18 protein-coding genes are annotated in these 23,613 nt (G+C 46.1%); 5 read left to right on the top strand and 13 right to left on the bottom strand.

What is annotated here, in order from left to right; all coding sequences use genetic code 11:
- Nucleotides 1–119: 119 nt before the first annotated feature.
- The 4 genes from NE536_RS16165 (at nucleotide 120) to NE536_RS16150 (ending at nucleotide 4,329) form a co-directional block, all read left to right on the top strand.
- Nucleotides 120–953, top strand: a complete 834-nt coding sequence (locus NE536_RS16165; RefSeq protein ID WP_261273321.1) for a helix-turn-helix domain-containing protein — start codon at nucleotides 120–122, stop codon at nucleotides 951–953.
- Between the two features lie 204 nt (nucleotides 954–1,157).
- Nucleotides 1,158–1,979: an AzlC family ABC transporter permease gene (locus tag NE536_RS16160; protein ID WP_261273320.1), complete on the top strand. Its 822-nt coding sequence runs from the start codon at nucleotides 1,158–1,160 to the stop codon at nucleotides 1,977–1,979.
- A complete protein-coding gene (locus NE536_RS16155) occupies nucleotides 1,976–2,278 on the top strand; it encodes an AzlD domain-containing protein (RefSeq protein ID WP_107402198.1) in 303 nt (100 codons plus the stop codon). Before NE536_RS16160 ends, NE536_RS16155 begins: the two co-directional genes overlap by 4 nt.
- A 758-nt stretch (nucleotides 2,279–3,036) precedes the next feature.
- The gene (locus NE536_RS16150) at nucleotides 3,037–4,329 is read left to right on the top strand and encodes an aerolysin family beta-barrel pore-forming toxin (protein WP_261273319.1); all 1,293 of its coding nucleotides are present in this window, start codon (nucleotides 3,037–3,039) and stop codon (nucleotides 4,327–4,329) included.
- 115 nt (nucleotides 4,330–4,444) lie between these two features.
- Here the strand turns inward: NE536_RS16150 and NE536_RS16145 are convergent, their stop codons facing one another.
- The 8 genes from NE536_RS16145 to NE536_RS16110 all read right to left on the bottom strand — a co-directional run bounded on the left by NE536_RS16145 (nucleotide 4,445) and on the right by NE536_RS16110 (nucleotide 15,723).
- Nucleotides 4,445–5,158 (bottom strand): helix-turn-helix transcriptional regulator, encoded by a 714-nt coding sequence (locus tag NE536_RS16145; protein WP_106650111.1) that lies wholly within the window; start codon nucleotides 5,156–5,158, stop codon nucleotides 4,445–4,447.
- 109 nt (nucleotides 5,159–5,267) lie between these two features.
- Nucleotides 5,268–5,717: a GyrI-like domain-containing protein gene (locus tag NE536_RS16140; RefSeq protein WP_261273337.1), complete on the bottom strand. Its 450-nt coding sequence runs from the start codon at nucleotides 5,715–5,717 to the stop codon at nucleotides 5,268–5,270.
- Nucleotides 5,718–5,818: 101 nt separating this feature from the next.
- On the bottom strand, nucleotides 5,819–6,202 hold the full coding sequence (locus NE536_RS16135; protein ID WP_006081088.1) for a VOC family protein: 384 nt from the start codon (nucleotides 6,200–6,202) through the stop codon (nucleotides 5,819–5,821).
- Nucleotides 6,203–6,375: 173 nt separating this feature from the next.
- On the bottom strand, nucleotides 6,376–8,097 hold the full coding sequence (locus NE536_RS16130; protein WP_261273318.1) for a phospho-sugar mutase: 1,722 nt from the start codon (nucleotides 8,095–8,097) through the stop codon (nucleotides 6,376–6,378).
- Nucleotides 8,098–8,269: 172 nt separating this feature from the next.
- Nucleotides 8,270–11,827 (bottom strand): ABC transporter permease/M1 family aminopeptidase, encoded by a 3,558-nt coding sequence (locus tag NE536_RS16125; protein ID WP_261273317.1) that lies wholly within the window; start codon nucleotides 11,825–11,827, stop codon nucleotides 8,270–8,272.
- A 12-nt stretch (nucleotides 11,828–11,839) separates the two neighbouring features.
- The gene (locus NE536_RS16120) at nucleotides 11,840–12,718 is read right to left on the bottom strand and encodes an ABC transporter ATP-binding protein (RefSeq protein ID WP_261273316.1); all 879 of its coding nucleotides are present in this window, start codon (nucleotides 12,716–12,718) and stop codon (nucleotides 11,840–11,842) included.
- A gap of 253 nt (nucleotides 12,719–12,971) precedes the next feature.
- Entirely contained in the window at nucleotides 12,972–14,510 is a 1,539-nt protein-coding gene (locus NE536_RS16115; RefSeq protein ID WP_261273315.1) for a hypothetical protein, read from the bottom strand.
- A gap of 226 nt (nucleotides 14,511–14,736) precedes the next feature.
- Nucleotides 14,737–15,723 (bottom strand): TerC family protein, encoded by a 987-nt coding sequence (locus NE536_RS16110; protein ID WP_220777475.1) that lies wholly within the window; start codon nucleotides 15,721–15,723, stop codon nucleotides 14,737–14,739.
- Between the two features lie 685 nt (nucleotides 15,724–16,408).
- Here NE536_RS16110 and NE536_RS16105 point away from each other — a divergent pair.
- Nucleotides 16,409–18,028, top strand: a complete 1,620-nt coding sequence (locus NE536_RS16105) for a peptide MFS transporter (RefSeq protein WP_261273314.1) — start codon at nucleotides 16,409–16,411, stop codon at nucleotides 18,026–18,028.
- 42 nt (nucleotides 18,029–18,070) lie between these two features.
- Here the strand turns inward: NE536_RS16105 and NE536_RS16100 are convergent, their stop codons facing one another.
- From NE536_RS16100 to NE536_RS16080, 5 genes are all read right to left on the bottom strand, one after another.
- Complete coding sequence (locus tag NE536_RS16100; RefSeq protein WP_261273313.1) at nucleotides 18,071–18,310, bottom strand: DUF3624 domain-containing protein; 240 nt, start codon at nucleotides 18,308–18,310, stop codon at nucleotides 18,071–18,073.
- Nucleotides 18,311–18,403: 93 nt separating this feature from the next.
- Entirely contained in the window at nucleotides 18,404–19,549 is a 1,146-nt protein-coding gene (gene oleD, locus NE536_RS16095) for a 2-alkyl-3-oxoalkanoate reductase (RefSeq protein ID WP_261273312.1), read from the bottom strand.
- Between the two features lie 7 nt (nucleotides 19,550–19,556).
- Entirely contained in the window at nucleotides 19,557–21,431 is a 1,875-nt protein-coding gene (oleC, locus tag NE536_RS16090; RefSeq protein WP_261273311.1) for an olefin beta-lactone synthetase, read from the bottom strand.
- Nucleotides 21,431–22,339 (bottom strand): alpha/beta fold hydrolase, encoded by a 909-nt coding sequence (locus tag NE536_RS16085; RefSeq protein ID WP_261273310.1) that lies wholly within the window; start codon nucleotides 22,337–22,339, stop codon nucleotides 21,431–21,433. Before NE536_RS16085 ends, oleC begins: the two co-directional genes overlap by 1 nt.
- Nucleotides 22,340–22,509: 170 nt before the next feature.
- Nucleotides 22,510–23,559 (bottom strand): 3-oxoacyl-ACP synthase III, encoded by a 1,050-nt coding sequence (locus NE536_RS16080; RefSeq protein WP_011846420.1) that lies wholly within the window; start codon nucleotides 23,557–23,559, stop codon nucleotides 22,510–22,512.
- Between the last annotated feature and the right edge of the window lie 54 nt (nucleotides 23,560–23,613).

The following is a 23,613-nucleotide window of genomic DNA, read 5'->3' as shown; positions in this document are numbered from 1 at the left end:
AACCGCCATTAAGCGCAGAACAAAATCCAATATGCGCAATTTTGTACAAAAGCGCTGAGGATTTCTGGGTTACTATCAGGCATAACCCGCCCATTCATCCATTCAAGAAAGGAGGCTTAATGAATACAGAACATGCGGCCTACCAGATTGCCGATGAATTAGGTGGCCTGGAGTTACTCAATGCCCACTACCATAAACAAAATTTTAGTCGGCACACCCACGAAGGTTACACAGTCGGCGTGATTGAAACGGGTGCGCAGCGTTTTTATCGCACTGGTGGCAACCATGTGGCGCCAAAGCACAGCATCATTCTCGTCAATGCTGATGAAGTGCATAATGGCTGTAGCGCCACTGAGAGCGGTTGGTCCTATCGTGCCATGTATCCAGTACCCGCGCAGTTTGCCAATATAAACAGTGAGCTAGCAAACAGCGGAGCGCCCTATTTCCCAGATCCCGTAGTGTACGATCCCGAATTAGCCGAACTGCTGCGCCTCACCTTTAATACCTTAGATACATCGGATAATCGCTTGCTGCGTGAAAGCTTAGTCTATTCAAGCCTAATGCAGTTAATGGCGCGCCATGGCAAGCATCGCCCAAGCGACAACCTCGCGGCAATAGCTAAGCCTTCATTGGCGCTGGTGAAATCCTTTATCGACGATCATCCTGCGGCCGATATTTCCCTTGAAGAGCTGGCAACGCTTGCAGGATTAAGCCCCTATTATTTACTCAAGCAATTTCAGCGTTGTTACGGCTTACCGCCCCACGCTTACCAAATTCAGGCCAGAGTGAGACTCGCCAAGGGGAAAATCAAGCAAGGCACACGGCTGCTTGATGTCGCCCTCGATTGTGGTTTTCACGATCAAAGCCATTTGAATCGGCATTTTAAAAAGACCGTCGGCGTAACGCCGGGGCAATTTGCCAAAGAAATAGGCCGCAATATTATCCAAGCCTAAACAATCACTTTAGGTTAATCTGCCATGCTCATGCTTGCTTTCTATCCCTAATAACAGGCCGGCTAATAACAGGTCTGCCATGGCTAAACACTAGTCTCTAAGAAAGAGTCGTAACTGAGCGGTAATAACAGAGCAAGCAAACCTTATCCCAGCATTCATTGTTTAACAGCGGCCCTAGTGTCGCCGCAATTTTTAGGAGCCAAAGTGACCACCGACAAGCTTATAGAACCCGATGTTTCTCCCGCGCATCCCACAAAAGCCAAGGCTTTTTTAAAAGGCACCTTGGCCATGATGCCGCTGACAATAGCAGTGGTTCCTTGGGGCATTTTAGCGGGCTCTTTCGCTATTGAGGTTGGGCTCACGCCCATTGAAAGCCAAGCCATGTCAGCCATTATCTTCGCGGGCGCGGCTCAGTTAGTGGCGCTCGGCATGGTCAAAGCTGGTATTGGTCTGTGGAGTATCTTAATTACTACGCTACTCATCACCTCGCGCCATCTGTTATATGCGATGGCGATGCGCAGTCAAATCAGTCCCTTGCCATTAAAGTGGCGCCTGACATTGGGCTTTTTGCTCACGGATGAACTGTTTGCCATCGCTAATCAAGGCAAGTTGCATAAGTTCGACCCTTGGTATGCACTCGGCGGCGGCTTGAGTTTCTATATCGGCTGGAACATAGCAACCTTGCTTGGCATAGTGGCGGGCAATGCTATCGAGAACTTAGGCGAACTTGGGCTCGATTTCGCCATCGCCGCCACCTTTATCGCGCTGGTCGTGCCCACGGTAAAAAAACCGTCGATTCTCGTCTGTGTATTAGTCTCGCTCACCCTTGCCGTGGTATGCGCCTTATTTGAAATTCAAGCGGGATTACTGATCGCCGCCATAGCCGGAATGACAGCTGGCGTACTTTACGCCAAAGTGACCAAGGAAGCGGAACGCGCACAACAACCCGCAACTGAGCTAGCAAGCACACAAATCCAAGCAGCAACTGGGACTAAGACAAATAGTGCATCAGGAGAAAAAGCATGATTTGGTTAATGATTTTCTCAATGGCGGCGGTTGTGTTTATCAGTCGTCATTTACTGCTCGAACCTAAATTACCGCTGCGATTAAGTAAGGGCACCCAAACTTTTTTAAGTTACTCAGCCCCTGCAGTATTGACCGCTATCTTCGCGCCCATAGTATTTGTGCAAGAAGGCCAGCTCGATCTCAGCTTAGACAACAGCTATCTCATCTGCGCCGTGGTCGCGACGATACTCGCGCTCGTCACCCGTAATACCTTGCTGACCACAGTGTTGAGTATGGGACTGTTTTTCTTGATCCATTAAGAAAACAAAGAGCCAGTGCCCTCTGTGGCACTGGCTCTTGCACAAGCACTTATACCGCCTCTACCACACTTTTACCCAACTTCATCCCCTCAGATACTCGTGTATTAGAAAATCACTTTCACATTATCTTTATCTTCCACAATCTTCATGTCTCTATGCCCTTATGGATCTACAAAAAAAGTAGCGACTTTAACGGCCTTTCATACATCGACTATAATGGAGAGAGATGAGATTTGTCTGCAATAACAAAGACTCAAACCACAAAGAGAAAATACTTAACCTAGCCATATTCACACTATTCATTCCCTAAAGACTTCCGCTCAAACATGTTATTTACTGTATCTATTACAGTATTTATCTCGGTATAGCTTTCGATATAACTCTCGGTATAACTATCGATATAAATCTCGGTACAAAGAGTCCATTTAAAAAGTTTTCCACATAAAATTCAGCATAAATATTTAATACGCCATGCCATTAATATCAATCCAAGAATAAAAATCAACCCATTAAAATTTAAAGTAAATACACTAAATTATAAAGTTTAAAATACCGTTTAAAAATAAAACAATTAACACTTTTAACCTAAATTAAACACCATTTAAATTAATATATTTTTACTTTGTTTAATAAAAATAAAAGTGCTAGTTTTTAGATGTGCCTAGCAGTAATGATTATTTATATGATTTTGGACTACATATAATTGCCATCGGCGCTCTCAATGAAAGGACGTATTTTATTAAAATAAAGGAACAATCATGAGAACAAAATCTAGCCTGAGTATATTAACTTTATCCTGTTTAACCGCACTTGGAACTGTTTCTTTGTTGGCCGAAGCAGCTATTCCGAATACTATTCCAAAACTGTCAATGGTAGAACACGCTGCCCCTGATCTTGATTCGCTTAAAAATGATGTGATTAACGACCCCTCGTTTATCAGCTCGTTATTCTCCTTGGGACACCATCTTGGATATGCGTGGGCTGGCGGTACTGCATCCCAGTATGTTGGTGAAGATATCGAAGTCAGAAGAGAATCGAGCAACGAATACAGTCTTAAAGCCCGCTATAACGGCAATGATCCTTATGCAAGCGGCTACAGAGCGAATGAGCGTTTGAAGGTGAATTTACAAAATATCCATTTTGTAACTAATCCTCAAAACCTTCAGTTAGGTTCACCTCAAGTTTATGATCGTGAAGCTATTTATACGGCTCCCGTAGTGATTTACAACTGGGGTGATACCGAAGATACCGGTGTCGCCACTCTAAACTATGATTACACCACTAGCTGGGCCAAAACCGATAATTTCTCCTTCTCCGAGAAAATTGGCGTAACCAATAAATATGAAGTGGGTATTCCAGGAATAGGTGGAGCGAGTTCTGAAATCAGTGCCGAATTTTCCGCCAGCCAAGGCTGGAGTGAAACTGACGGTAAAAGTACAACGATTTCGAGTCAGGCACAGTACCGCGCAATTATGCCGCCTCGCAGCAAACGTTATATCTCAATCACTCTGTTTAAACAAAAAGCGGATGTTCCATACACCTCAAGTTTATATATGATGTACGATATAAAATATGAGAACTTCTTAAAATGGGGAGGTAATGCGCATATTAATCATCCGACAAATAGACCTAACTTCCCTTACACCTTTGGCGGAGCGAATGCGAATAACTTAAATGGGCCAGAAGCCTTAGTCGATCAATATCTTCATCAAGATATAAACGGTTATGGTGTATGGGATTGGCCTGCAGCGATTAGTTCGGCACAGTCAAAAAGTGGTTTTGAGTGGCAATTAGCGAATATTGTTAGACAACATGGCGCACCTATCAGCGGTAAATTTACCGCAATAGATTCGAGTCAATTTAATATCGATGCCAGTGAATCCTATCCGCTAACGGATGAAGATATTGCTAATCGTCCTAAAAGCGCTCAAAAATTAGGACTGAGTCGTAATATTCAAGTTGCCGTCGGCGAAATCCAAAATAATGATGAAGATGGTTTAATCAAAAAACTGAATATTTCGCAATCAAGCGAAGTCATGTTAAACAATTAAAATGGTGAGCTTAGGCTCTTAATAACAGCTCTGACACTAGTATCTAAGAGATCTCGATACAACTAGCGAATTACCAGAATGTTACTAGAAAATTAGAAATGTATTAACAAGCCACTCATTCGAGTGGCTTATCTTTTACTTCGGCTCGCGCCTTCGATTGTTCATCCATCAGGCAAATATAATCTTCCAACTCTTGCCCTGGTGCTAGGTCAAAATGACGGTTCAGCCGTACAAGACCCGTGATGCGATCAACCCTGAAATTACGAAAAGCCGAACGCAGCTCACACCAGGTCAGTAAGGTCCAAGTGCCACGCCAAAAATAGATGGCGAGCGGGCGCACTTCACGCTCGGTGACATCGAGTTTGACGTCTTGATAGAAGAGTTTGACGTATTCGCGGCGCTGAGCTGAGTTACGCAGCGGATCGAGGAATTGGAACTCATTGGAGTCGAGGTAAAAATCCGGTGAAAACATCAAGGATTGATAGGCTTGTAATCGTTTTGGCAGTACGGCTTCGACTTTGATCATCGCCTGCCTCGCAGCGCTACCAAGCTCCTTACCACCCCAAGTTTGCACCATACGCATGCCAACTTGAATCGCTTCGAGTTCGGCTTCGTTAAACATCAAGGGAGGAACATTCACCTCGTGGCGCAACAAATAGCCGACACCCGCCTCTCCTTCAATGGGAATGCCACTTAAACACAAATCCTGCACGTCACGGTAAATCGTACGCGTGGACACCTCTAACCGTTCAGCCAACTCTTGGGCTGTGGTCAGGCGTTTATGTTTAAGAATTTGCACTATTTGAAATAGGCGGTCGGCGCGGCGCATTGACTCTGATTTAATCCTTTAGTTGCCTATCCGTTGATTAAGCATTGTGAGTTTACATAAATCACTGGCATATCCTGATACTCACTTGAGTGATAGTTTACGATTTAAATCATAAAATCCCGATATAAATCTCCACCTCAGTGGCGCTGAGATAGACTTCAAAATCAGTTTGATAACGGCGCTGATGCGGACAATCGTTAGCACTAAAATAGCCCCACACTTGTCCCCAAAGATCGATAACACATTGTGGCATGTCACCTTGACCGCTGAATTTAAGGTACTTACCAGCTTCAAGCTCCAGCGACGTGAAGTGATTTGCCTCGACTGGGGCATCAATTGCCTTGCCCACCAGCACAGCAAACTCGCCATTCATGTCTGACTCATAGTCATAATACACGCCATACATGGGCGAATTGAGCATAGCCGTGAGCTGGGATGATTCAAAAAAGGCTTGCCATAAATTGCCAATTTTAGCGCTATCGGCGCACATTTCGGCCCGATTGTTCGTGCGGGTGCTCAGCCCAAGTAGCGGTCGAGCATCAATGTAAACCACATCCATCTTTGTTTCTTCCATAGAAATCTAAACCCATGCTTTAGTTAATTGCGTGATTTTAGCGTCGTGCCTTAAGGCCACGACGCTAATACATTAATCACTCGAGACTACTTATCCTTAGACCACAGACCCACTTTGTTACCTTCGCTATCGGCAAATAAGGCGATATAACCACACTCACCGTCTTTAATCGGTGTGACTGGCAGGATAATTGTCACCTCCGCTGCGATAAGTTTATCCACTAAAGGTTGCAATTGTGCGCTGAAATGCAGATACACAGTGCTGCCTTGCATTGACGGCTGACTCATGCTGCATTTGACTAACCCTATGCTCGCCGCACTCGCATCTTCGGTGACTATGGTCGCATATTCCATATCTTCCATATCGTCACGTTTAAACTCAACCCCAAAATGCTGCTGATAAAAAGCAACGGCACGGTTCATGTCACTGACTGGAATTTCACCCCAAACTAACGGTGCAATAGATAACATTTTCACTTTCTCCTTGTTGAAAAATATCAATGATTCAAAACCTTATTTATAAAATTCAGGACTGAATCATTAACGGGCGACAACAAGAATAAAACAAGGCTACTGACAGCATGATGTCAGTAGCCTTTTAATAAAAGTAAATGTTGAGGGTTTTGGCTTAGCAGTTAAAAGCGTTACTTTGGCAAACTGGCTTGGTGCGCCTGAATAAAATCATCCATGGCTTTGCTCGCTCTCGCTTGGGCACTGGCTAAGGTATCCGTATCGACCATAGTTTCGACCACTTCGTAGTAGCACTTAATTTTGGGTTCAGTGCCCGAAGGCCTAACGATTACCCGAGCGCCACCCGCTAAGCAGTAGGTTAATACATCGCTCGGTGGCAAGTCGATTTTCTCAACGCTACCATCGGCAAAACGACGCTCAAGGGCTTTTAAATCATCGGTTGAGAGCACGTCATGCTCACCAATCTTCACTGGGGGATGTTCGCGTAAATAGGCGCCAATATTAGGCGTGTCAGGTTTTAGTGCAATACTCACCTGTGCATTGAGATGGAAGCCATGCTCACGGTAAATTTGCTCGAGTCTGTCCCAAATCGTTTGCCCCTTCGCCACCAGCTCGGCAGTTAATTGGGCAAATGCCACCAGCGCCGACAAGCCATCTTTATCCCACACCATGCTGCCAACTGTGTAACCAAGGGCTTCTTCATAGGCAAACAGGAATTGATCCTCAGGGGACGTTTTCGCGATACCCACATTCATCAGCCACTTAAAGCCGGTGAGCGTGGTAAAGCTTTGCGTGCCAAACCCTTGAGCAATTTTAGATAACAGACTCGATGACACTATCGTTGTGCCCGTAAGACGTTGATGATCTTTGGCATGAGATAATAAGTAATGCCCAAAGAGCACACCGACTTGATCGCCCGTCAGCATCTGGTATTCGCCATCATCACGACGCACTGCGACCGCAAAACGGTCGGCATCGGGATCGTTAGCACAGGCGAGCATAGCGCCGTGTTTTTTCGCCTCAGCAATCACTAAATCCATCGCGCCCTTTTCTTCCGGATTGGGGAAGTTCACCGTCGGGAAATCCCCATCGGGTTCGCGCTGGGAGGCTACCGAATACACTTGAGTGAAACCCGCATCTTTCAATACGGTTTCAGCCATTTCAGCGCCCACGCCGTGCATGGCGGTATAGGCTAAACTGACCTTTTCTGGAGCCGTATGGTTTTGCAGCACCTCAGCTTGCTGCACGCCATGACGATAGCTTTGGTAAAAATCGTCCTGCAGGATAATTAACTTACCTTGTTTTACCGCGTCATCATGCTCTAAAAACGGAATCGCTTGATTTGCGGCGCGCTCAATTTGCGCGGCAATGCCAGAGTCGTGGGGCGGAATAATCTGCGCGCCATTCTCCCAATAGACTTTATAGCCATTGTATTGCGGCGGGTTATGACTCGCGGTCACCACAATGCCTGCTGCCGCATTAAAATGTTTTACCCCAAAGGCCACTAGCGGCGTTGGCGCTACTTTGGACGTTAAGCGTACCTTAATCCCCATAGCGGTGAGCACACTCGCCGCATCATGGGCAAAATTAAATGAATCGTGGCGACCATCATAACCAATCACTACGCCACGCTCGGCTGCATCTTTAATCTGATCAAGTAGATAAGCACCAAGGCCAGCAGAGGTTTGGCGGATCACCAAACGGTTCATCCCCATAGGCCCAGCGCCGACCACCCCGCGTAATCCTGCGGTACCAAACTCTAAACGACCCGCAAAGCGCGCTGCGAGTTCGGCTTCATTGCCGCTATCAACTAGGGTTTGTAATTGGGATTGAGTGCGAGGGTCAGGATCATTTTCAAGCCAATGGTTTACCTGTAACTGCAGATGGGTATTCATAACACGCCTCATTGAAAATCATTTGCAATCACATTAGGAAAAACAGCGGCGAAGAACAAGCTAATTTGCATTAATTTCAAAATGAGCCAAGGGTATTGTCATAAAAAACGCACTATCTGGCCATTCAGGCCGGATAGTGCGTAGGTTTTAAAGCGCTTGTTTGATAACTGATTTACAGCTTAAAGATATTGTCCTTCGCATCTCTATCGATGAGTTTCACAAAGGGATCGACTCCCACATAACTGGGCTTCTCAGCCAAAGTGATCGTCAGCTTGTTTTCGCCACTGACCAGCCTGTGCTTCTCAATCAATAACACCTGTTTATCGTCCTTCAACTTATCGGGATCGGCACTAAAGGCGCCGATATCAATCATGGCATCTAAAGGTTGTTCAGTTTCTTCACCTTTACCACTGGCCACCTTGCGGCTGGCATAGACCGTCAGCTCAATTTGCGTCTTACCATCTGGCAGAGTCGTCATTACCGCATTGGTTAACCTAAGATCGTAGAGCGTAATCTCATTAAAAGACTCATCGATAAAGCGAGCCTGCGCTTCATCTGTCCCTTGCTCAAGGTAACTCACCAAATCCAACGTGGTTGGGAATGGATCGTTACGATACTGATAACGCGCTAAAAATGCTTTGAGATTCGCGTTGAGTTTCGCTTCACCTAACACATCTTTAATCGCCATCATCACCACTGAGCCTTTCTGATAATGAATGTACTGCTGATTTTCACTGCGCAGCAAAGGCATCTCTTTTATTGACTCGGATGAACGGCCACGTAAATATCTATCTAATTCATATTTCAAGAATTTACGGATCATTTTATCGCCGTACTTTTTCTCCAACACCATCAACGCCGAATACTGCGACAAGCTTTCAGAGATCACAGCACTGCCCTGCACATCCGCAGCACCCACTTGGTGTCCCCACCATTGATGCGCCACTTCATGGGCGGTGACGTAATACACAGGATCGATATTATCCTCATTGCGTAAATCAGTAATAAAACCAATACGCTCTGAGTAAGGTACTGTATTAGCAAAACTTTGTGCAAAACTACGGTAACCCGGAAACTCCATAATTCGCATTTGCTTATGTTGATAAGGCCCAAATGCTTGTGTGTAGTAATCGATAGAATCTTTAACCGACTCTATCATGCGCGCAACGTTCCAAGGATGATCTGCGTGGTAATAGACCTCAACGGCGACACCATTATGCTCGGTTTTTTCTACCTGATAACGACCCGAAATAATGGCGTAGAAGTTCACCATAGGGCTGTCCATCGAATAATGGAAATACTGACGTCCATCCTGCTGCCACTGTTTTTGCAAATATCCTGGTGCTAATGCAATTTGATCAGCACTTGTCGAAATAGTGGCTTCAAATTGAATGAAATCACCATCAACACCAAAGAAGTTTTGCGTGTAATGGCGACTGTCCTCAAGTTTGTTCGCACGTGCTTTTTCGGCTAAATCGCGTTTTTGGCGCTCGTGGCGATCCATAAGCTCATAGCCATCTTGATAACCAAAGAGCGGCAATAGCTCGAAGTTATTGATGAAAGTGCCATTTTCAACCACTGACATATCAAAGCCAGATTCAGCAACACCCACCGACTCGCGTACTAATTGGATATCCCCTTGCACCACTTGCCTAGGCTGCACTGGCGTCGAAAAGGTCAGCCAAGTATTACGATAGCGGCTATCAAACTCACCTAAGTTAGCATTAGGAATATTGATTTTTACCGTATCTGCCTGAGTGTGTTCGGGTAATTGCACTAGCATCTTCTCGATCGGTTTATCCGACTTGTTTTGCCATTCAAACATCACCTTAGCGACAATTTTGCGATCTTCAGGGAAAATATCGACATTCGCATTAACCTTAGTGGTCACTAAAATCGGCATGTCTTGGTATTGCTTAAAGGCCTTCTCATAATCGGCTTGCAGATCTGTGGTCTCATCTTGAGTGAGGAACTGATTCACCACTTTGGTCTGGTAGAACAAATAACTGCCCATACCCAAAAACACCACTAAGGCAACACTCACAATGGCTTTGCCACTAAAACCAAGCTGATAACCCAGTAAGCTCAGACGAGTCTTAAGACTCTGCTGCGGTCCGCGATGATACAAACCATAACCTAAAACAAACAGGATAAGGCTAAAAGCCCCCCAGTAAATCATATAGAGTGCATGGCTTAATAAGCCCCAGCCGTAGCCGTTCATATCGGAGTAAGTTAAGGTTGGCGATTGACCAAAGTTATACAGGCTATGGCCAAATCCCCAGTTTGCCATGACAAACGTCGTTAAATAATAAGCAACAAATAGCCCCATACCTGCGTATTTGTTGGGGCTCAGCACTTGTAAGAAAAACGCCAGCACAGCAGTCATCAACAGCGGCAAAAGATAATAAAAACCCAGCCTGATAAGGTATTGAGCAATCTCAAGATTGGCTTGACCTTTTATCAGTTGGAAAACAATGGTGGTACACATAGCGAGCACATACAGCAAGGTCATCACTATGACCACAGACACGAGCTTTGAGCCCCAAAAACTTAAGTTTGATACAGGAACGCTGTCGACGATATCCCCCATTCCTGAACTGCGTTCACGCCAGACGATTTCTGCGCTGTAATAAATCAGCACTATCACCATCAATAACCCCGTCGCGCCGGCAATGTTATTTACCATATCTTGGGTAAGTGGCCAGTTAGATGTGCCATACCAACCAAAATCATCGAACATAGGGCCGACTAAATTGAAAATAGTCAGTACACCTAACACCACAAATGGTGCGGTAAACAGCACTTGGCGTACTTCAAATTTAACGCGCGTCCAAAATTGCTGGCGACCATTAGGTTCAGTTGCCATAGCCAATTGTGCCAAAGGCACTAAGCTGGGCATGACTCCCGCTTTATCAGATTTTTTCTCACGCTTCTTGGTCAAGCTCGGCTGACGAAAAATCCCAGAAACCGCCAGTAACACGCAGGCAATCCCAAACCATAACGCGCGGTTTTGCAGCACTAACCCCGAGAATTCAATTAACTGGTTATTCTTCTCGCTAATGGTCCAATAACGGGTCACTTCGGCAAAAGTGCGCAGCGCAAAGGGATCAAGTAAAGCTGCTATAGTGCGATATTGTGGCTGGCTCGCCATTTCACCCGTTAGGGTATAGAGCACCAACATAGCTACTGCAGTCAGATAAAGCGCCATTAAAGAACGAAAACGACTTGCCATCGCATAGAAAAGAGTGGAGATCAGCAGCAAACTCGGCATGGCGAGCAAAAAATACGGCACAAGATAATTCGATAACGCAAAGGGCCCAAAGCGGCTCGCATCGACCCATGGCATAAAGGAGCCGAGTATTAAGCCGATGGGAATAAACGCAAATACCATCATCACTACAACAAAACTGCCTAAAAAGCGGCCAAATTGATATGCAAATGGCGACAGGGGTTTGCTATAAATCAGCTCCTCCATCAAATGCTGATGATTGCGGATAGCCGTGCTGCCCACAAAATTCACCACGGCAAACATGGAAATTAATCCCATGATCAACATGGTTTGAGTAATACCAAATGGGCTGTTTTTCATCACCTCGCCGCCGCTACCAATTTGGATATTGTTAGATGCGACAGATAGAAAACTCATTAAAAACAATAGAAAAGAAACAACATAAAAGGATGGCTGACGTAAATAGTAACGCCACTCAAACCTAAGCATTGATAACAACATATTGATATCTCCCTAGGCAGCCTGACGGCGATGACTGTGTAAGGTCGAAAAATACAGATCTTCCAGCCCAGCTGTCGCTGGGGTAAATCCTTCGGGGCAGGTTTCTGCCATCACATTCAGTACTGTGCGGCCCGCGAATAACCGCTTAGAAATCACTGGCAATTGCGCTTCGAGTTCCTGCGCCTGTGCTTGAGTCACAGTCTTAGTCCAAATCTTTTCCGTTAACTCACTCACTAATTGGTGAGGATTGCCTTGAAGCAGAATTTTACCCGATGCTAATACCGCCATATTGGCGCAGAGTTCAGATACATCCTCAACAATATGCGTTGAGAGGATCACCACTTTTTCCTCGCCTAAACTCACCAACAAGTTATGGAAACGGTTACGTTCTTCAGGATCGAGACCCGCGGTAGGCTCGTCCACAATCAATAGCTTAGGATCACCAAGCAAGGCCTGCGCAATACCAAAGCGCTGACGCATACCGCCAGAGAAACCACTCACGGCTTTATTTTTATGCTGATAAAGATTGGTGTGAGCCAGCAATCCTTCAACCGCTTCTTTACGCAGCTTGCTCTGATTAATGCCCTTAAGAATGGCTAAATGATCTAACAGGTCATAGGCGCTAATACGCGGATAAACATTAAAGTCCTGGGGTAAATAACCTAAGGTTTTACGCAGCGCTTGAGGGTCGGCTAATACATCAATACCGTCAAACACTATGCTACCGCTATCTGCGCTTTGCAGGGCGGCAATGGTACGCATCAGTGATGACTTGCCCGCGCCATTGGGTCCGAGTAAACCAAACATCCCCTTGGCAATCGTTAAATCAACACCATCGAGTGCTTTAACACCGTTATCATAGGTTTTAGTGAGATTAGAAATAGTCAGCATGCTTCCCTCTTGCGTCTGTGAGTTCAAAATACCGACAAATTATCACATAAAATTAACCTTTACAGTAGTTATCAAGGTATTCATGCACTTACAGAATGCTAGCCAGCAAAACAAACTACATATTCTTAATCCCTAAAATAGCAAAAGGGACTCTATTTGAGTCCCTTGCTATTGAAATACAATATAAAAGTAAAAATATGCTGCGAATTAAAATATGGCGTACCAAATACAATTAGTTACATAAATGCCAACATTAGCGAGAAGGTAAAGTGCCCTCGAATACGCGCACTTTGATGTTCTTTTTCAGGTTATCTTGGTCTTCTTGCCATTCTTGCCACTGGGTGAGACTGATGCTGAGCTGTAATGAAAAGTCAGTTGAAATCCACTCTTTTTGCCCTTGGGCATATTTAGGTACGGGGACTATGTTGCTTGGCCCAACAAAGGATGCTGAGCACATAAAGGTTTTGAAATACACTTGGTCAATCGATAAATCGAGGGCGCTGGGCGATGTTAAGCATTGACCACTACCCGGCTCTTGATACGAGGCAAATTGGTACATGATTGCCGGTGTATTATTAGTGCTATCAGGAACGGATGCGGTTTGATGGCAAGATAAACAGCTACTTAATGCGTTATCCGCGGGGCCATTTAAACGCCCGTTACACCCTAAGTGTCCCGCATTGGTGTGCTCATTCAAGCGACCAACCACCTCTTGAAATACCGCGCTATCCTTAAGCCCTGTGATTGGATTTTGAGGGAATCCTGCCGCTCCTACTGTGGCTGGCGGCGTGTCATTCCCCCACATTAATCCCAGTGGAGAGATACGATCCCAAGGATTTTTCTCTTTCGCTTTAAACTGGCCATCGGCGACAAAAGTGCCATAGGCCCAGCCCACGGGCGAGCGGCTGTCACGCACTGCGATGTCAAACTGCAATAAGTACACATCGGCGACAGAGCGCGGGCATTGCTCTGTTTCCTGTTGGAAACTGCAAGCACTGCCATCGGCATTTTTACATTCGCAGAAATCACTGGCACTGATATTGGCTTGCCAAACGGGTACGTTTTCGAGGAAAGGATAATTATTGGGCGTTGCGGTAGTGAACAGTAACTTGCCAATCACACTACCTTCATTAAATGCAAAATTTTGCTGCGGCATTACAGGCGATGGCGCCCCAGTCCATACCTTGCCAATACTATTTGCCGCTTGCGGATTATAAAACCCCACCGCCCACATAGTGGTTTTCAAATCGCCTTGGCCTTTTATCGCCATAGTGACGGGGGCTTCGCGGGTCAAGCCGTGGATAAATTCCCGTCCACTCATGGGATCATAGGTTTGGTAGGGAATATGATACCAAGAGCGTACCTTGTTATTACACAGATCCCAGTCCTTGCTGATATCACCTTTGTCGATATTTCCCTCTTGGATGTACTTCATCACAGCCCAAAGGTATTTCCACGCTTGGGTATTTTTATCACTTTCACTCAGATTTTTATCGAAGGGATTAAATTCAAGCCAAGGTGCAGCATTATCTTGCTGTGCACTCGAATAAGCGTCGCTCAAGCTAAAAATGGGTCCCTTCCAGCCTGAATAAGCTTGGTTGATGATGACTTGATTGTCCCACATACCTGTTTTATTGAACGCGGGGTCTTGGAAGTAACTTGGATAGGCTCCAGTACAGGTTGAATTTGCATTAGATGTAATGTTCGTCGATTGTTTATCTGCAGCTTTTACGTTGACAGTAGTGAACAAACAAACGTTGAGCATAAGTATGGCGGCAATGTTAAGTTTCATAATATCGTCCTTGAAGAGTATTAGTCCTAAAAACTCCCTTTGTGAGCCTCGAAACCAGCGGCGACTCAAAGTAAGCATAGACTAATTTTTAGTATCCTCATTTTTTAACATCCGCTGTAAAGCATAACGATTCGGATAGTAAGAATATAAAAAAGGCCGTTTAGCATTAGCTAAACGGCCAAGAGATTCGTTATTGGACTCGCCACGAGTCACGCAAACTGTTTCCCTATTTATCGATTTCTTGGCCGCGCGTCTTCCATAGCGAATACAAGACACCTAAAACTAACAGGCCGAACGTCACCCCAAGAGACAGTGCGGTTGGAATAGTAAAGTCCACGATTCCCTCGTGATTGAAATACACTAAACCCACTTTCACCCCAATAAATACTAATACCACCGACAGCGCATATTTAAGGTATTCAAAACGATGCACCATAGCCGCCAAGGCAAAATACAAGGCACGTAACCCCAGAATCGCGAAGATATTTGAGGTATAAACGATGAAAGGATCTTGGGTAATCGCAAAAATAGCAGGAATACTGTCGACAGCAAACACTAAATCTGCGGTTTCCACTAAGATCAACGCTAAAAATAACGGCGTTGCCCACCATCCTTTTGATAACTGATGATCTTCACCCCGTACCCAGAACTTCTCCTGATGTAGCGTTGGCGTAAAACGCATCTTAGTGCGTAACCATTTATAAAACTTATTATCTTGGATATCACCGTGCTCATCGTTTGAGAAGAGCATTTTCACGCCAGTGAAAATCAAGAAGAGTCCAAATAACACAAGTACACCTTGATACTGGGCAACAAGCACGGCACCAAGACCAATCATAATTGCGCGTAGCACTATTACGCCCATAATGCCCCAGAAGAGCACTCTGTGTTGGTATAAACGTGGGATACCTAAGCTACTGAAGATTAACGCGATAACAAATACGTTATCCATTGAAAGCGATTTTTCAATCAGATAACCCGTCAAGTATTCCATACCCGCGGTTGAGCCCTTGTACCACCAGAGCCAAGCCCCAAACAATAAGCCCATACAGATATAAAAAGCTGAAAGCTTTAAACTTTCGGCCACAGTAATTTCATGCTGCTCCTTGTGTAATACGCCAAGATCGAAGGCTAATAATGCCAGCACAAAACCGAAAAACATCAACCAAACCCAAAGCGGGTAACCCACAAATAGGGTGGTAAAAAACTCCATAAGTCTCCTTAAAAACCAACATAACGGTTGAGTAAAATCAGTACAATTGAGCAGATAGACATTAACTCATTGTAGAAATATAAACTGTGAAATCCTATATGAAAAATGCAACTATCAAGATTAAAATTCTTTTATAATCAATATGATTACGCTACTTATTTACACTTATACTCAGAATAAGGTCACAGTCAATCACAGCGCTTCCCTAAGCAAATCATCTACCCCATCCATTCGTAACATTCATTTAGAAAATGGCCTCGAACGAGTACGAAGATGTTCTCAAATAGTACAAAATCGCCACACCCTCTATAGAACGACGAACAACAGCGAAATCAAGGCTAAAGGCGCTAACATAAAACTGCCACAGTTGAATTCTGGCCACTATTTAGCACTCATTGATTAACTGAAAATGAATTAATTTAGCCACTCAGTCTGACTCAGAAGCAGGTTAACCACAGTTTCAAAGAACGGCAAAATGGTGAATTAAGCAAAATATTCATCAGTTTCAAGTCCCTTGGCTGTTCCATAGCATCCGAGTGTGATTAACTGCAGCTACTGCGGCGTCTTTTAGCAATCAACAAGGCTGCAATAACCACTAATAATGAAAAATAATTAATAAAATTCATTACGATAAAATGAATCATTAGCTGCTCGGCGCATAAAGTGCCAGCATTGGGAGTCTTAAGTGTCAACAGAACAACATCCTCCGCACGCTATGCAAGGCCCACAGGGTTCGCCCCCACCCGAAATGCTCTTTGGGCATCCTAAGGGCTTGTTTGTCTGCTTTTTTACCGAAATGTGGGAACGCTTTTCCTTCTACGGCATGAAGGCGCTACTGTTTCTTTATCTGATTAAATATCATCTGTTTACCGACGAATTTGGCTATAACGTCATTGGTGCTTACGGTGCCTTAGTGTACGCCATACCCGTGGTCGGTGGTTTATTGGCCGACCGCTATATCGGCATGCGTAAAGCGGTGATCTTCGGTGGTATTTTATTGGTCCTCGGCCACTTAGGCATGGCCTTTGAAGGCCATCAAGCGGTTATCGTCGCCGGTGAAGTTCAGCGCGATGAACAAGCACTGCAGGTATTCTATTTATCCCTCGCCTTGATCATTGTCGGTGTGGGCTTTTTAAAACCTAACATTTCAACCATCGTCGGTCAGCTGTATCCCGAGTCATCTCCAAAGCGGGATTCAGGCTTTACCATTTTCTACGCTGGCATCAATTTAGGCGCCACCTTGGCCCCGCTGATTTGTGCTTATTTAGGTGAAACCTATGGCTGGAAGTACGGCTTTGGTTTGGCCGGTTTAGGCATGTTAGCGGGATTGTTGGTGTTTATTCGGGGTAAGAAACATTTGCAGGGTTTCGCCGAACCCAGAGATCCCGCAAGAATTTTAAAGAAAACCGCCGGCATCACCACAGAGCAATGGATTTATTTAAGCGCCATCGGCAGCGTAGTGCTGGTCTGGGGCTTAATTCAAACCCACTCCCTTGTGCTTTCTATTAGCAGTTTATTACCCGCTGTGAGTCCAGTGATCTGGTTCTTGCACTCAGTATCTCTGGTGCTCGCCCTCGGGATTGGCTGGTTTATGGTGAAACACTGCAACCCGATTGAACGTCAACAGATGTCGGCCTTACTGCTGTTCATCGTCGCCGGTTTGGTCTTCTTCGGCTTATATGAGCAAACCTACGGTTCTTGGGTGGCATTTTCGGACCGCGTGATGGACCGCAACATGCTCGGCCTCGAATGGAGCGCGGGACAGTTAACCTTCCTCGGTGCCTTCTTTGTGATCAGTTTGTCGCCCATCTTTGCTTGGCTCTGGCCTGCCCTCGCCCGTAAACATTGTGATCCAAGCAAACCGGTTAAAACCGCACTCGGCATTTTGTTCGCAGGTTTATCCTTTATGGTACTAGTGCTCGGGATCCAAATGCCGCTAAGCAGTGGCTTAGTGAGTATTTGGTTTTTAGTCGCGGCTTATTTTGTATTAGAAATCGGCGAGTTATTGCTGTCACCCATAGGTTTATCTGCCGTAACTCAGCTGTCGGTAAAACGCGTGGTCAGTCTGATGATGGGCGCTTGGTTTCTCGGCACTTCATACTCTGAAATCTTAGCCGCCGAATTAAACAAGCTCGCCGCGATTGATACCCAAGGCGGCGTGATAAGTGACGTACCGAGTGCGATGGCGCTATACGAGCAACTGTTTATCTTCTCGGCGCAAATTGGTGTTGTAATGGCATTAGTCTTCTTTGCCCTTGCGCCATTAATGAAGAAAATGATGCACGAGAACACAGCAACAAATTAAGTCAAAGAATTTAAAAGGAAAGGAAAAGAAAGGAAACTTGGCTTACTCTCGGCCTCTAAGGCGACGGTAAGCCAAGACCATAAGATGTAAAGCCAATAACCCCGTAAAAGCGGTGCAAAAAAACAGTAAGGCAATCGAGTTCACTTCCCGCGGCGCATCATAATAAAGCCACCACCACAACGGCCAACCGATAGCCGACAAAGCGGTAAGCTGCCACATACACCGTTTGCAGCGGCCAATTTTTTGCCTGAAAATCGATGTATTACAGTCACTGCAACTCATAAGTCCCCAGCTAAACTATGCCCACAATAATAGTGCTAATAAGAGCAGGCATATTGAATTTCAAGCACACTCCGAAACTCACGCCTAATAACACTATAGTGACGCTTTAAGTCTTGCCATCCCTTCATTGATAGAGACAAGTGCACGATAGCCTAAATCTCGCTTGGCGGCGCTGATATCAAAATAATGACTGCAGGATAACTGCCGTGCCACGAAGCGCGTCATCATGGGCTCTTCTTGCTTCTTTAGCAGAAAATACACAGTTTCCAACACTGTGCCTGCTACATATGCTACAGATTGCGGCACGCGCTTAGTGACTGGCGGCAAAGCATCGCAGGCCAAAATAAGATTAAGCATTTTTGCCATAGTAATGGGTTCATCGTTACTCAAAAAATAGGCTTTCCCCTGACACTTAGGTTTTGCTTGGCACAGTTCTAGCGCGGCCAGCACATGGGCATAGGCTGCGTTGTCTATGTAGATGGTATCGACCAGCTTATCTTCGCGACCAACCAGTTTAAGTTTATTTAAACGGCCGCGCGCCAGAACTCGAGGTACAAGATGGGGGTCGCCAGGACCCCAGATCAAATGCGGCCTGAGCGCGACGGTTTTTAACGCGTAGGGTGCAGTGGCTTTAGTCGTCACTTGGCTAGATACTTGAGTCACATCAGGATTTTCAAGTGGCATGTCACCCGCTTGATTAGCATCAAGCACCATCTTCTCGGCGATGGCTTTGGAATGGGCGTAATAATTAAGGAAAGATGTGGCATAGGGAGTGGATTCATCTATACCGGATTCATCCTGCCCAGCAAAGGTCACACTCGGGGTACTGGTGTAGACTAACTTATTTATTTTTAATGTTTTACAAGCAGCAATCACATTTGCGGCGCCCTTTACATTCGGGCAAAAGTAACTGTCCCTATCGCCCCAAACGCCGGCTTTAGACGCCACATGGAACACGATATCGCAGCCTTGCATCGCCTGTTGCAGTTGGTCTTTATTGACTAAATCCCCTTGCAACATGACTACGCCCAGCGCTTCAAGTTCGGGATAGTGCCCACGGGCAAAACCTGTGACCTTAATGCCCGCGGCTAACAATCTCAAACAAATCGCTTTACCTAAAAATCCCCCCGCTCCCGTGACAAAGACGTGTTGCACTTTAAGGGCGAGCTGCGCGAGTGCCGTTTGTTCAGCAGCATCAAATTGCGCAAGCGTCGTGCTTTTGATTGGGTTTATCGTCATTTAGGTATCAACCTTTCGTTTGTGATTGTGCCCAAACGGCTAATTTTTCTCTAAAAATCTTGGCATTATGCCGCACATCCACAGGGAAATCAGGATGAATAAGAAATCGTCTTATGCCCTGCGTCTGGGTAAACTGCTCGGCGATGGCAATCAAATCTTGGTACAACTGCTGACTCTTATTGCACACCAATGACTGGTCGAGTTCGATACAAATTAACGGCTCTATTTCGTTCGCCACTTTTACCCCTACTAAGGCCGAGCGTTTCACGCTGGGATGGGTATTAAAAATGCGCTCACAGGGAATGGAATAGTAACGCTTAGCAAATATACCATTACGGGTGGCGTCGACTCTGTGGGCCTTGCGACCACACATCCACAGAAGACCTTGATCATCAAGATACCCCAAATCGCCCATGCGATGCCTAACGGTATTAGTAGCTGAGTCCCACATTTTGGCCGCCGCAGTTGCGCTATTGCATTGGCTTTCGTTTTGGCTATCGTGCAGACTATTATTTAGATAATAGGACTGACTCACCATAGGCCCTTGCACCACTATCTCGCCGATTTCACCGTTATTCAGTACTAAGGACTCATCCCACTCGGGAATAACATCTTCGCTGATGCCGATGATGCGAATCGTCACACCTTCAATCGCGCGACCGACACAAATGCCGCCGCCGTTATCTGTGATATCTGTGGTGGCAAATAACGCATCGCTGGCAATCATACTAATAGGCAAAGATTCGGTTGCGCCGTAGGAATTTAAAATCGGCACACCTTGGCTCAGCATCTGGCTAAATCGAGCGATGGAAGCAATGGTCGCTGGCGCACCCGCAGAGATCACCCGCTGCACACTGGGCAATTTATGCTGTTTTTGTTCACCTGCGCGGCCTAAACGTTCAAGCAAGGCGGGATTAACAAAGATGTTGCTGCATTGATATTTCTCAATCGCGGCAAACAGGAATTCAGGATTGGCGGTAATAGGCTTGCTGGCATCCATTTCTGGAACGATAGACGCCATACCCAGCGCGGGGCCAAAGAGTGAAAACAGCGGAAACGTGGCTAGATCGCGCTCGCCATGGCAAATGCCATAATCGTTTTTTAATGCTTGAATTTGCGCCTCAAACATACCATGGCTATACACAACGCCTTTAGGCGTGCCGGTACTGCCACTGGTGAATAAAATCGCCGCCATCTCATCAGATTTAAGCATCACCATGGGATATTCAGCATGTTGCGCTGATGCATGTTTAGCCGAGGCGTTTTGTAAAGAGTCGTTTTGCAGCAGAGTCGATAAACTGATGGCACCAGTAGCGATGCGCATCAATCTTGCCGCTAAGCATGTTTTGCCGTCATCAACATTGAGTAATGACTTAATGCTACCCTTACCCCAACCAAATAAACGTCTGGCGATATGGGCTTTGGGAATACCGATAAAAGCATCAGGCGCAGCTTCGGCAAAACACTGCTTAAGATTGTTAATCCCCATGCCGGGATCAACTAGGATAGGAATAATCCCCGCTTTAAACAGCGCAAAGGTGAGTGCAAAAAAATCCAGACTCGGCGTGACCATAAGTACAGCCTTCATGCCGCGCTCAATGCCATGGGCGTTAAGCGCAAAGGCTATCGCATCGCTTTGTCTGTCTAGATTAAGAAAGTCCAACTCGCTGTAACGCAAACTCGCCACAGAAGCGCCCTGAGCGCTTTGTACTGCTACCGCAAGATGGTGGGGAATGGCATGGGCGGCTTGCTTGAGATGACGGCAAATATTGGCGTCACTGGCCATTGCTGACGTAGAAGTGCCCGTTAAAAGTGACGATTCCAACGGCGTCACTACAGCAGCCAGCAAGGGAGTCACTTCAGTCTCAAGCAAGGTCGACATTAACCTGCGACCTGTTCGGACGGCGCCGCGGCTTGGTCGTCAGCCATAAAGCCTTTGATATGGGCAATCACTTCATCGCTGGCATCTTCCAAAATGTAGTGACCACAATCGGCAAATTCATGCACTGTCGCATGGGGCATGTGCTGACGCCATTTTGCTAAAAAGTGCTTATCGAATACAAAGTCCTTCAGGCCCCAACAAATCAAAGTCGGCACTTTGGCAAACTGCGGTAAACTCGCAGCGATATCAGAGACTAACTGATAGTTTCTATCGCCTTCACGCAGCGGAATATCCTGCACAAAACGCAGCGTCGAAATGCGATTGGCCCAAGAGTTAAACGGCGCGACATACGCCTCACGAATGTATTTGGACATAGGCTGACGCTTCACGCCCACATATGAGGCGATAGACGAAAAGGCATTAAAACCACGTACTAGCACTGTGCCTAACAGGGTATTACGACAAATCCACAGCGGCCAAGGAAACGGTTTAGTCTCAGGCAGATGGAAAGCGCCTGTGTTCAAAATCACTAGGCGTTTAATGCGCTCAGGATAACGCGCCGCATAACCCATACCTATCATGCCGCCCCAGTCGTGTACGACTAAGGTAATGTTTTCTTTCACATTCAGGCTATCGAGCAGGGCTTCGAGATCGTCGATGCGGTTCTTAAGGGTATAGTCATAGCCGCTATCGTCTGGCTTATCCGACAGACCACAGCCGATATGATCTGGCACTATGCATTGATGCGTGTCTTTTACGGCGCTCACGAGATTGCGGTAGTAAAACGACCAGCTAGGATTACCGTGAACCATCACCACAGGTTCACCTTGGCCCTCGTTGATATAATGCAGCTTGTTGCCATTACGGCTGAGAAAATGACGTTTAAAAGGCAACAGAGTGTCTAACATGACGCTTCCTATCTTTTGTTCTATTTATGAGAGCGAATAACGATTTGTGTATAGCTGGCTTAGCTTATCGACGGAACGACAGACTGAGCTATCAACTGAATCATCGACTTGCCTGGCTAACTAGAATGCATTCCAGCCATCAAACAAAGGCGTGAAAAGTGCACTGCACCCTACCACTTAATGCCTAACATCATGCAATTCAATCCACTGCCTATGCCTAAAAAGCTCACTTGATCGCCCGCTTGTAAAAAGCCTTGATCGTGCGCCATGGCGGCGGTCACAGGTAACGACACTGTGCCCATATTGCCCAGCAGCTGATACGTAGGAAATTCTTTCTCGGGGGGAATATTTAACGCGCTAAGCACTTGCTTACGGTTCGAGGCGCCCACTTGATGGCAAATCACTTTGTCCACTTGCTCAACCAGCCAATTACGCTGCTCAAGGAAATGCTCCCAAGTATGCTTAGCTAGCTCAACGCCTTCTTTGAGAAGCGTCACCGCATCGGTACGCATAAACTCGCGATACAGATTGTGCCCCACTTCCTGCAGACCCCATTGACACAACTGGTGGTGCTCAGGCGCCGATAAGTGCGATGCACCCAGCAATTGATGCTGACGCACATTTGTCAGCGGCAAACTGCCGTCGGTAAGGATAACCGCCACTGCGCCAGAGCCACCGGTTAAGGTCGCCAGCGACTGGGCAAAATTCTGCATAGTGGGATCGGCCAGCATGTTATCGATAGTGACATCGACAATATCCCGCGCCGATTCACAGGACACCACCATACCCGCCTTGATTTGACCCAACTCAATACGGTTAGCGATATCTAAAATACCCGATAACACCCCAAGACAAGCGTTGCTGATATCGTAAATGGCGGTGTCTTTTGACACTCCTAATTCGGCAGCAACGCGACACGCAGTCGCGGGCTCATGTTGATCGCGGCACACGCCGGTATAGACAACAGCACCTAAATCGGCGACATCAATCCCAGTTTCAACCATGGCTTTACGGGCAGCTTTAATCGCACCGTCGGACAATTGATGTCCTTTTGGCCACCAGCGGCGTTCAGTAATCCCAGTCAATGCGGCAAGCTGTCCCATTGGAATACGGAACTTTTGATACAAAGGAGCAAGACGAGACTCTAGCTCACTACTGGAAACCACAACAGGCGCCAGTTCATAGGCCAGGCTATTAATAAATACGCGGGAATATTTCATGAAACTGTTTTATTCGCTCACTAGAATGACTGACCAACAGGTCAGCTTTCAGTT

The sequence above is a fragment of the Shewanella septentrionalis genome (genome assembly GCF_025370265.1).
Classification (GTDB): domain Bacteria; phylum Pseudomonadota; class Gammaproteobacteria; order Enterobacterales; family Shewanellaceae; genus Shewanella; species Shewanella hafniensis.
Note: the sequence above shows the minus strand (reverse complement) of the source record. Positions and strands in the feature narration are given on the sequence as shown.